This is a genomic window from Rhodanobacter spathiphylli B39 (genome assembly GCF_000264295.1).
Taxonomy (GTDB): Bacteria; Pseudomonadota; Gammaproteobacteria; order Xanthomonadales; family Rhodanobacteraceae; genus Rhodanobacter; species Rhodanobacter spathiphylli.
This window is the reverse complement of record NZ_AJXT01000015.1, coordinates 25,222-36,877: the sequence shown is the minus strand read 5'-3', so window position 1 is coordinate 36,877 and position 11,656 is coordinate 25,222. Positions and strand designations below refer to the sequence as shown.

At 57.5% G+C, this 11,656-nt stretch carries 6 protein-coding genes; all 6 read right to left on the bottom strand.

What is annotated here, in order from left to right; translation table 11 throughout:
• Nucleotides 1–46 precede the first annotated feature (46 nt).
• A complete protein-coding gene (locus UU7_RS07590) occupies nt 47–499 on the bottom strand; it encodes a hypothetical protein (RefSeq protein ID WP_157582012.1) in 453 nt (150 codons plus the stop codon).
• Nucleotides 500–511: 12 nt separating this feature from the next.
• Nucleotides 512–1,468: a DUF932 domain-containing protein gene (locus tag UU7_RS07585; protein ID WP_007806988.1), complete on the bottom strand. Its 957-nt coding sequence runs from the start codon at nt 1,466–1,468 to the stop codon at nt 512–514.
• A 344-nt stretch (nt 1,469–1,812) separates the two neighbouring features.
• Entirely contained in the window at nt 1,813–2,298 is a 486-nt protein-coding gene (locus tag UU7_RS07580) for a JAB domain-containing protein (RefSeq protein ID WP_007806986.1), read from the bottom strand.
• 376 nt (nt 2,299–2,674) lie between these two features.
• Nucleotides 2,675–4,384, bottom strand: coding sequence for a nuclease-related domain-containing DEAD/DEAH box helicase (locus UU7_RS17645; RefSeq protein ID WP_040673059.1), 1,710 nt, complete (start codon nt 4,382–4,384; stop codon nt 2,675–2,677).
• Nucleotides 4,381–9,153 carry a protein NO VEIN domain-containing protein gene (locus tag UU7_RS07570; RefSeq protein ID WP_007806980.1) on the bottom strand — a complete coding sequence of 1,591 codons (4,773 nt, stop codon included), beginning with the start codon at nt 9,151–9,153 and terminating at the stop codon, nt 4,381–4,383. Before UU7_RS07570 ends, UU7_RS17645 begins: the two co-directional genes overlap by 4 nt.
• A gap of 290 nt (nt 9,154–9,443) precedes the next feature.
• Nucleotides 9,444–11,621, bottom strand: a complete 2,178-nt coding sequence (locus UU7_RS07565; RefSeq protein ID WP_040673072.1) for a UvrD-helicase domain-containing protein — start codon at nt 11,619–11,621, stop codon at nt 9,444–9,446.
• Between the last annotated feature and the right edge of the window lie 35 nt (nt 11,622–11,656).

Below are 11,656 nucleotides of genomic sequence, written 5' to 3'. Positions count from 1 at the left end.
GCGCTATGTCGCTTGCATCAAGATCAATCCCCCGCGTGTGCTGACCTCACCAGCTGGCGCGGTAGGTGATGTCCCAGCCTTGCTCCTGTAATCGCTTGGCGTGATGAAGGACTTTCAGTGTGTAGTCGACATCGCTTTCCTCCAGCGTTTCATCCTCATCGGCGGTGAAATACTCACTGGCACTCGCCGGATCATCGCCAACCTGTTCGAGCTGTGCCTCCAACTCCATCAAGGCGTCTACCGAAACGAAGGCGGGACAGTCGTCATCGTGTCCTCCCTGAACGTTGCCCACGAACCATTGATGCAAGGCCGTGAACTTGCGCCAGTAGCCGACGCGCACCGTGACGCCACAGACCTCCAGCAAAGAGGCGTCGTTTCCCGGCTTGTCCTTCGGTGGCACATAGTCGATGGCCGCGCCAATCGCACGGCGCATCGGTTCTGTCTGCGAGTCGCAGGGGGCTACGTGCCGCTTGGCTTCCAGATACATATCCAGTCCCACGGCATCCCTCCTTCAGGCCACGAGCTTCATGGCTTCGTCCCAGGCTCGCTGCTTGATCTGCGCCCCTTGGCCGAACCAGGCCGCGTCGCGACGGTGATCGTCGCTGCGCGCCCGACGGTGGTGATCGACGAACTCGGTCACGCTGTTGAGTAAGCCCCATGCCGTACCCCGACTGGAGGTCATCAGTGCGCCGCGGCCACCGCCCTCGTACAGCGAGCGCACCGTGGCCAAGGCCTGTTCGTTGACCACCGGTGACTTGCCGTCCGGTGCTGCGTAGGTCAGCACCCGGCGTAGCAGGCCTTCGACCGAATCGGGATCGACCGGACGATCGACGAGTGCCTTCATTCGGACCACGAAGCCATCCCACGACGACACGGTGATCCCCAACTGGCGCTTGACTGCTTCCGCATCGAACTGGCTGCGGTGTGGCACCTTGATCGCGCTGCTGGCATTCCCCAATGCAATCTGCAGGGTGTTGTTGCAGACCACCCTCACCGAAGTGAACTGCGCCGTGGTAGCCAGCGTGCCGTCGCAGGCCGTGGCCAACAACAGATAGCCATCCACCCGGTCGCGGCCTTTGAGCGTCGTGCTCTGGCCCGTCTTCGCCAACGCCCAGAACTTGCGGCCCTCGCGCAGCACGCCGGCCGTTTCCAACTCGAAACCGTTGCAGGCGGTCAGGTCACGATAGAACTCCAGGATCTCGCCCGGCTGCACCACGTAAAAGCGCTTGGACACAACGGCCAACGGAGCCTTGGTATCGGAGCGATAGAGCACCTTCTGTTCCGGGAAGGCATTGATGACCCCGACGTTGTTGCTGCCGGAGATGTAGCGAACTTCGGACTGCTCGATCTGCCAGTCCATTCCGGCGTTCTTCTTCCAGACCTCGATGGGTTGCTGCGGGGCAAGCTTGTTGCCCAGGCCGTGCCAGGGCTTTTCACCGGCATAGGCCATGGTTTCAACCAGGTGCATTGTTGTTTCCTCGTAAGTGGGTGGCATAAAAGCGCACAAGGCCCGGACATACCGGGCCTTGTGCGCTGTGCTTGTGACGCGTTGAATCAGGGAGCTTTGAAATCGCTACAGCGGGTACAGCGGACGATGCCGACGAGTACCGCAGTAGCGACGACCAGGACGCAGTAGATCGTTTCGAGTTTGCCTGTCATGAGTCAGGTATGCCTTGCGAACGCTGCGACGCGGAGCGTCCAAACGCGAAGCCGGCGACTTCCGGCTTCACGTGAGTGATGTGTGGGTGAGATTTTTTTGGATCGACTTCTCATAGAACCCGGCAAAGGGCGGAGCCGCTATGAGCATCGTCATCAGATCAGCCCCCTGTCGGCCATGCTGACGCACTCTTTGCCCACCACGATGTGGTCAAGGACACGTACCCCGATCAGCCGCAGTGCTTCGCGAAGCTCGTGGGTGAGCATCCGATCGGCCGCACTGGGCTCGGCCATGCCACTGGGGTGGTTGTGCGCCAGGATCGCCGCGCTGGCGTTGATGGCCAGCGCCGCGCGCACCACTTCCCTTGGATGGACGCTTGCCCCATCGACAGTGCCGGTGAAAAGCTTCTGGCAATCGAGGATCCGGTGGCGGTTGTCCAACCACAGGACGTGGAACTCTTCGTGCAGGAGCGCGCCCAAGCGCATGCGCAGAAAGTCACTGGCGTCCATCGGCGTGCCAATGCTTCCTTGGCGTTCCAGCCGGCACTTCAGGATAGCTTCGGCTGCGGCGAGTACGTCCTGCTCGGTGGTCTCGCCCGTGAGCTTGTAGCGGGTGTGAGTCAAAGATTGCGCGAGTTGCATGACGAACTCCTTGATGGCGGCATAAACGCATAGAGCCCGGCGGTGAGGCCGGGCTCTATGCGTCGTCGTGGCGACGTGGGGGGAATGAAACGATCGAAGCCGCGCGGGCGGCTCGACGTAGCCAGTGGGGCCGCGTCAAGTCAGGGCTGAATCTGCGCGAGTGACATCGAGAACGTGTCCGTAGGCTTGGTGCCAAAATTTGACGGCCGGCATCGAGCCAATCGATGGCCGCTTGCCGGACCAGGCTCTCAAGTCAAAGGCCACTGAAATCGGGAGAGGCTGGCAGCAACCCGCTGTTCTCAAATGTCGTGATATAGGTTTGAAATTATTTGCGATCAGATGCCCTGTCGAAAACGTCTCTAGCGAATTTTGAACTTCACTGCGCGCGCGACCGAAGCGCTTTCACAACCTTCATTGTCCCAACAATATTCAACAGGGACTTCGCACGCGTCGCTCCCACATAAGCCACCTCCCACTGCGCTTCATCGATCACCTCGTCCCCGAGCCACAAGACGGCTGCCTGCACTTCTAAGCCTTTGAAGCGGGAAACTGTGTCAATCAGGACACACTTGCCCTTCCCATGACATTCGATCACACACTCCACACCAAGCGCAGCCATGCGCAGCACTAATAATTCGTACGCGAGGCTCTTTGGGCGAATTGCTACTAGCACCGCCACGTCTTCCGACTTCAGTCCTTCATCGTGCACCCACTGGTACACCCTGTTTGCCACGGCATCAGCTTGATCCTCGATCGAGTCGACCCCCGTCCAAATGACGCTCTGGCCAGGAATCTCAGGTGAGTCAATGGGTGAACCCTCGTAGAATCTGTAACCAACCTCATGGATGGGAGCTGTGTTGCGGCAATTATTGGTCAGGTAAAAAGGCTCGTCCTCAACTGGCAGATTGGCAGTTCGAGGATATAGCGTTTGATTTTCATCGATGAAGATGTACAGAAAACCATTATCCTGGTCGCGCAGAAGCAGCTCTACGCCGAGCCAGTACTCGTCGCTGAAGTCTTGGGCTTCATCGACTACAACGGCGTCGAAGCGTTCTTCGAGAACATCGGCAGACAATGCCAGCGCGTACGGCATCTGCACGTCAAAGCGATGTTGGTCGCTTGTGCCTGGATAAGCCTCCACGGCCTCCTTGAAGATGTCGCTCCGCTTCTGTTGCGCCTGTCGGATTCGACGATCGCAAAGCTGATGGTAGCTCTGGGCCTGAATCAATGGATCACCTTGCAATCCAACCGCGAGCGAGTCAGCGAGTGGGCGGTTGTAGCAAAGCAGCAAAACGCTTAACCCCGCCGAGGCCAATGCTTTTGCCTTTTCGATTGCGAGTACCGTTTTACCGGTGCCTGCGCCACCCGACACCACCGCGCGCCGTCGGCCACCGATGATCCGTAAGATCTTCGCCTGGTTAGCGGTCAATCGAATTCGTCGCTGTTCAGCATCGTCTACTAATGCACGTAGAACTGGCCGAACTTCAATTGACTTGCAGAGTATGTCCTCGATGAGCCGCACACCTTTGGCCCCCAGTGGCTGATCGTTGGGCTGGTGCCAGAACCGCGCGACTCGGTCGTACCACTGCGTAACGTTTTGAACGTCTCCGTTAACACCTACGATCTCGCGCTTTCTATCGGGGCCGATGAGGGCGGTCGAATCGACGATGTCCGGAAACAAGACAGCATGTCCGATCGTAAGACGTCCACCCGTCCACTGCCGCCATGAAGAGTGCCCGGTAATTTGGTCCAGCAACGCATGTCGCTCTTTTGATGCTTGCCTGAACGGGTCTTTGATCGTGTGCTGTTCGCCGCTCCTATCAACGGAGTGCCACGTGCCGGTCGTAGCGTCAAATGAAACACCTCCCCCTTTGACTTCCACGGCTATCACGCCGCCCTGTGGAGAGAGAATAGTGAAGTCAGCCTCGCCTTCGTTCAGTCGTCCCCGCACATCGCGGTATATCCAGGTCGCGCTGTAGATGACCACAAGGGTTTCCGGTAGGCGATCTCTGCAGGCTTCGTAGAACCTCGCCTCGGCACGCGATGGAAATGCACTGAGCTGTTCCGCGCTCAGCTCCGGGATCATCCTTGCCACACCAGCTCCTTCGAGAGAGTCATCTTCGCCGGATTGTAGAGTTTATTGACCTGGCGACCGTCGTCGAGGATCACGTGCAGGTTGAAAAACTGGCCTTTACGTCGAACACTCATGATTCGTCCCCGTCCTTCTGACGACATGTCGATGTACAAGTCCTTCTCCGGCTTCAGCAGCGCTGCGGCATCGGTCTCCGCAGCAGATTTCCAGCCCACATCGAACCTGAATTGTTGAATCAGGCTGTATAAGTTGCGCACAAGGTGCAGTTGACGACGCTTATCGTCATGCGCGTACTCAACCACGCATAACCAGTAACTATTTCCTTTTTGACTGGCAGCCATGAGCTCGTTGGGAGTGAGGGCAACGCCCTCTTCCGTCCAGGCGCCACTCTGCCCCTTTATTTCGATAAATTCATCCTGCCCGTCATCGGTAAGAGCCTTGACGTCGAAGCCTGGATTATTCGGCGGCATCTCGGTCAGCGACTTCCATCGCCCGGCTTGGGTTGTCATGAAGTAATCGACCGCGGCCCGTTCAGTTGCTTTCCGGGCTGCGATCTTGACTGGATCATCTTCCGGGTTCGGCTTGTCGGCATCTCCAGGCCCAGCCACATAGCTCAGCAAGCGCCCGCCCCTGGTCCTAGGCGGCGTCGATTCGCCACGTTTTGGTTTACCCGCCAAACTCTTTTTTGGGGGAGGATAGGTCGTTCCTGCACCCCGCTTGCTTTCGTCTCCGTTGCCTTGGCTCGGAGGACGCCGACCAGTACCTGCAGAGGTCATCAATCCCGCGCTTGAGTCAGTATCCAAGGAAGTCGGGTCGGCAGACGACCGCGCTGCGATGCCAGCTGAACGAGGCGGCATAGCACCCAATGCGGCATCAGAAGGTATGCGCGAGCCGCCCGAGTCCGCGGGTGGGAGAGTTGAGTACTGAGTAGAAGTAGCTGCATTCGATGCTTGGCTCCCCGCCAAGGCGTTGCTGGAGGGCACATTCGGTCCGGGATCTAAATCGGCAGCTGGCTGTTCTCCACCAGAAGTGACCTCAATTCCTGCATTCGCATCCGCATCATTCGGAGGCGACCCTTCCTCATTCTCAAACTCATCTTCCTCGACAGCTTGGCCAGGTGCGGTGAAAAGCACCTTGCGCAGGTCCGACGGAAGAGCCCCAATGTGTCTGACCTCGAGAAAGTCTTCAATGACGTCGACACTGCCCCCCATCAGAATACGCGCCAAGGTGTCGGCCAGGTCGGCAGACGAAACCAGAAAGCGGCTCAACTCCTCCGCCACCTTGTCCTCTACCGACCTTGTGCCCGTGCGGTAGAGAATGCGATTTTGGCTTCGGGCAATGTCTGTCGTCGTCTCACGTTCACGATCTCCCAGCGACACCACAAGCTCGACTTGCGGAACCTCTGCCACCTCAAATTCTTTCAGATCTGCAAACCGTCCGTCATTGAGCGCCTGATCGAAGGCGGCAGTAGCTTTTGAGTAAAGAACTCGCGCAAAGAAGTGAACTGAGCTACGGATACGTAAGGTCAGCTCCTCGTCGACGACACCCAAATCACCGTTGCCAACCTTGATCGAGACGGATTCAGACAGTTTGGACACTCCCGCCATGTCAAACAGACGGCTAAGGCGCGGCACTTCCTCACTTGGAATCCCGATAAACGACAACTCATCGTCTTCACTGAAGAGCGCTGCCAGGAACGGATCGTCATTCGCAAACAGAAACTCGTCGTTCGCGACCATCTCGCCTCGATGATTGATGTAAACATCCTGATCTTCGAACATCTCAAGCCATTCGGGCGCCTTTACCTCCTGTCCGAACCTCTGCCTCAATGCCCCGTTGGCACGCTGATAAATGGCGAGTGCTTCAGCCTTGCGTTCGCCAGCATCTGCCACTTCACTCAATCGTTCCAACGCCCCTACCCGCGTCGCCACCGGGAGCTCTTTGGGGACCCCCAGCTTCTCCGTAAAAAACTTGCTGAAGTCGCGATATCGACCATGGACTGGCGGGTACAGCGAGTCCAGGAAGGCGCTGCTCTGGCGCCACGAAATTTCATCAATGCCAAACCACTCTTCGCCGAGACCTTTGACTTGGATCAGCCGATCTATTTCGAAGGAATTCTTGATGAATGCAGCGTCGGAATGCCAGAACCTGTCGTCCAAAGCACGGTAGATTGCCTGAACCCGCTTGGGCGATACCGCGGATTCCTCCTTCATTTGCGTAAGGCGCTTCACCAACGCTTTCGCGTCAACCTGACGCGTCACGTGGCAATCGTCTAGCATGGCTTCGGACATCCGTGCATCAACATACGGAATCGCATCTCCCAGAAGCGAGCTGAGCTCCGGCGTTGGGTAATACGATTCCGAAAGAGCAACGGTCGTGCGCTTCTTGGTTGGTGCTCGCGTGGCGCGCAGGCTTTCGGCGAACCTCGTAGGTGCTTGATGCACTGCGCGCCGAATCACAAATTGGAAACTCATGCGCTTGGCGTAGCTTTCCCAAGCCGAGTCCATGCACTCGAGTGTGACTTTCCGGATTGCCGAGTTTGATGAGTCAAGGAGGAGCTGCAATTCCGCGCTGCACTTCCAACCCGCCCCATCTGACTCGACTGCGGGCGTAAGCCGCACGCCGAGAGCAGTGAAAAACTGTCGCCAGGAATCAGCCTCTTGGATTGGATCCTTGGGCTTGTCTGTCAGGTAGGATGGCGAGACAAGCTTTTCCGCGGCGATCTGATCGCCAAGAAATGACTCAATGGAAAAATCAGGCCTGTATTCCTTACTCAAATAGAGCTCGCCAACACGGCGGAAGATCCACAATCCCTCAGCTTCCTGCTGCTTTGTCCCCACTCGGATCCCGTCTCGTAACGCCTGATAAGCCTGTTGCTCCGACTTGCCTGCGACTAACGCGCCGTCCAAGTAGTCCTTCAGCTTGTCTTTTACGTATCGGAGATGGCCGACGATTGCCTTATCTTCAGACTCCGTCCAAGCGTCGCTCGCATGCGTGGGGAGAATGTGAGAACTGATGAGGTCGTACGGCACGTCAGACCTGACTTTCATCGCGGAGAACAACTCGACCACATGCTTGGAATGCTTTGCTGCCTCTTCGTATAACTCGTTGTCAACAAACACCAACTCGCTCTCAAACCCGTACTTCTTCCGCCTGCTTAAGGGGAAAAACACCTCTAATTGAGAGGGGACCACGCAAGACCCGTCGGAGATTGGCAGGCATGGGGCTTGAAGAAGCCCGACAGCGGTGAGCGATTCCCGATTGTCTGCGACATACGCGTAGAACTTTGCGCGCCAGGCGAGAGGCTGCGCTTGAAACCAAGCTTTTTCGCGCAAGACGTCAACCACCAATTTCGGTCCGACGTCGGTTACGCCGAGCGCCCTAAGCAGTTCCACGCTACCCAGGATTTTGGCGTCCACATAGTCAAAATCAGTCAGTTCTATTACAAGCTTCGACGGGAACAGTGCCCGGAAAGTCTTCTCAGCACGCAGCAGCTCGCCTGGTCGCTTCCACACCCCAGACGCCGACCGTAGACACTCAACGCCCGAGAGCTTTGCAATGATAGATTTGCGGACTGTACGAAAGAACGGGTCGACCACCTCATGCTCATCAGGGACATATTTCAGGTAGCTAAGTGCTAACCCTTCGCTCTTCTTGAACACCTCGACGGCGCTGGAAAAAACCGTGGCAATCTGATCGCGCAAAAACCGATTCCAAGGCCGATCCGTTAGGATCTCTTCTCGGCTAGCGCTGAGGATGAAATCGCCTTGAATTGAAAATTTGAAACCCATTTGGCGGATGGGCAGGAAGGCAAACACGTTGGAAGAAGGCTCCGGCTTCGCCGCGCCGCCCGCGTCAATAGGGAAAGCCAGAACGACGGTCGACTGTCCAATCCCTGCCCGCTTTTCCTGGTCGGCGTGAGCCTCGTCCATCGCGAACCTCGATGACACACGCACGTAGCGCATTTCTTCGGAAGCAAGTTCGCCGCTGGTCTTTTCCCGTTCAGCCGTGAGGCGCGACACCTCTTCACTATCCACCCTGCGATAGGTAACACGGTCATTGTCGTAATCCAGCGTAAGCTGACGCAGAGTGTTGAGAAACAGCAGTAGTCGCGCATCAAGCGCTGCCAGCGTATCAGCACCAAAGCTGTAGTTCTTAGATGCGGGAAGGATGATGGTCGTGCAATTAGGCCTAACCTCTTCTGGCGGCTCGCACCATTGCGGGACGATGTACCCGAGAAGATTGCCTTCGACCGTTCTGTCGAACTTTATGTGAAACCCGTTCGAATGAATCTCCGGCGCATCGGATACGGTAAAAACCGACTTGAAGCCGATGCCTTTTTCGCCGATGTAACCAGATTTTTCCTTTGGCTTTGAGCTGGCTCCGACCTTACAGATGGCCTCGATATTTTCATCGCGGAACCCTATTTCGTTGTTTACCACCACCAAGCGATTTGAGGTCACTTCAAAGGTCAATTGCGGCGTGGTGCCAAGTTCGTAACGGTTGTCGTCGGCGTTTTGGATTAGCTCAAGGACGAAGTGAGACTTCTTTGAGTACAGCTCAACCGAAAGAAGACGCAATGCTTCGTTGTACTGCGTCTGCAGATTGAGCGCTCCCTCCTTCACGTAGTCCGACTCGGACTCGACATCGAGCAAGAACAAGCTGCGGATTTTTGCGACGACCTCACGCGGTGACCTTTTGCCTGCGACGTTTGTCATGATGATCCGATTCTTCATTTCAAAATTGATGTCTCCAAGCATCATGCTCGGGGGCTCGCCAGCATCATTTGTTGGTCATCGTGCACACCATGTCGTGTTGGAACCGGATGGAAATTGACCATGGCAAGGAGGCCGGGGGAACGCCTCTTGGCTCCGGATAAGTATAGGTTGCTGGGTGCTCAGACGGAGTTGATGGCTTCGAGTACTTCGCTGCTGCCGTGGCAGACCTTCCGTGCATATTCGCTTTGTCGGCGGTGCTACTTGGGCGGGAGCAGTAGTACGCATTGCTGGTTCTCACGATATGACAGGGGCCCCCTAACGTCATGTAATGACGACTAAGTACTTGCAAGGTCATCCAGAAACTCTGACGCCGGATCGACCCCCGAAACCCAAAGATGATCGCGTGCGCGAGTGCAGGCGACATACAGCAGGTGGCGCTCGGTGTTGTAGACCTCCTCCAAGTCGGCATCGTCGGCCACAGATTCGAGGCGTTCTTGTGACGGGATGATTTCGTCATCGCAGGCCATGACGGCAACGACACGAAACTCAAGGCCCTTGGCCAGGTGCATGGTGGCGATCGAAATCTGTCCTTGAGTGGTCTGTGAGTTTCCATCGAGCAGACGGAACGGCTGCCCGGCATGCGCCGCGGCCGCGCGTGCGCGATCGAGCTCGCCAGATGAGCGTACGAAAATGCCGATCTCCTGAGCTTGCACGCCCTCGTCGATCCTCTGCTCCAACCAATGACCCACTTCCATCGCTTCGACATCTTGCGATGGCCACCTTGTGATGTTTGGCTCGGTGCCATTGAACACGGAAACCGTGCCGCTGCGATCCTCGACATTACCGTCAACGTCCGCGACCTCTGGTGCCAACAACCGGTCGGCCTGCATGCGGATCTGGTGCGAGGTGCGGTAGTTGATATGCAACGTTCGGGCGCGCCCGCGAATATCCACGCCCAGCGACTTCCATGAGAACGGCTGCTGGAAGATGCGCTGACCCAGATCGCCGGCAAAGAACAGAGCGTTCGGTGCTTTCGCGCCGAATGCTGCAAGGAATCGCAGCTGGGCCACACTGATGTCCTGCGCCTCGTCGATCACCGCAAACTCGAACGGCGGGTGCTTGCGCTGAAGGAGCGCGTCGGTGAGACGCTGGTACATACCCGCACGCGTCACCAACCCCTGCTCCTGCAGCTTGGATCTCACTTGCTCGAATACCGGCCATAGCTGAGCACGTTGTGACTCGGACAACCGCGTCCGTCGACCCAGTCGGCGGACGTCCCGATACTCCTCCCACGTGCTTAGCTGCCACGCATCCACCACGTCCCGCCATTCCGACAGCAGAAACGGCAAGCCGAACCGCTGATCGGCCAGCATGCCGGCGCTAGCGGTCAGCGTAGAACGGACAGCTTCCGAATCAGCCAGCTGCAACCGACCAAAATGCGCCTCGTACAGCCGCTCGGCGAGCGCATCCATAGAACACACCTCCAGCCGTTCGCCAAGGCTGGGCTGGTTGTTGATCAGCCGGCGGAGTTTGTCATGCAGCGCGTTGGCCAGCGCGTCGGAAAAGGTCGCCAACAACACGCGCGCATCGGGGTTGGCGCGCGCCAGATGCACCGCGCGATGCAAGGCGACGATGGTTTTGCCGGTGCCGGCTGAGCCGGAAACACGGGCTGGACCGCTGTAGTCGCGCTCCACCCATTCGCGCTGGGCCGGATGCAGGAAGATTGTCCACTTGTCCCACGGATAGGCAAAGGCACGCTCCAACTCATCCACGTCACTGATTGTGCGGAAACGGCGACGCGCATCGGGATGGTCAAAGGCGTCTGAATCGACGGATTCATCAGCTTTTGAGGGGATGGAGAAAGACAAGTCATAGTAGAGATTGGGATCAAACGACATAGCAGCCGACTTGATGCCGCGGCGAGGCTTGCGTGAGGTAGTTGGCACACCACCCGTCGCCAGTTCCAGCAATGCTTCCGACGCCTCCGCAGGAAGATGATCCGCCAGTTCCAGCAGGCTATCCTCGTTCGCTGCACGCACATCGGCCAACCATTCCCTTGGCACGCCATAGCCAAGCAACTCGTCGTCCGTGATGGTGGTAAACAGCGTCGGCTTGATCCAGTCCGACTGGCTCGGCACCGGCTGTTCCACCATCAGGTACTTCGGAACCGGGATTTCCTCGACCCGCTCGCGAATCTCCACAAACTGTGCCGCACCCGTGGTCGGATGCACTTCCAGTTTGCGGCGCTCAGCCCAGTGATAGGCCTTGTCATGGTGATCCACATAGCAGAGCAGCAGGCTCGATGCCGTCTTGTGCACGATCAAGCGAATGTCACTGCTCACCCGAACCGACCAGAAGTTCTTGTCCTTTGCCGTGTCCAACTTGTGCAGACTCATGCCAGGGTTGACCGGGTTCAGCTGCAGGTCGAAGGCGGTGGTCTTCACGGCCTTCTGCTCGTCACCCGTGAGACGCGCAAGGCTGTCGGTGAAGGTATCGGCGATGCGGAAATCCATCATGCTGCCCCTGTTTTCAGGCCCGCAGCACGCGC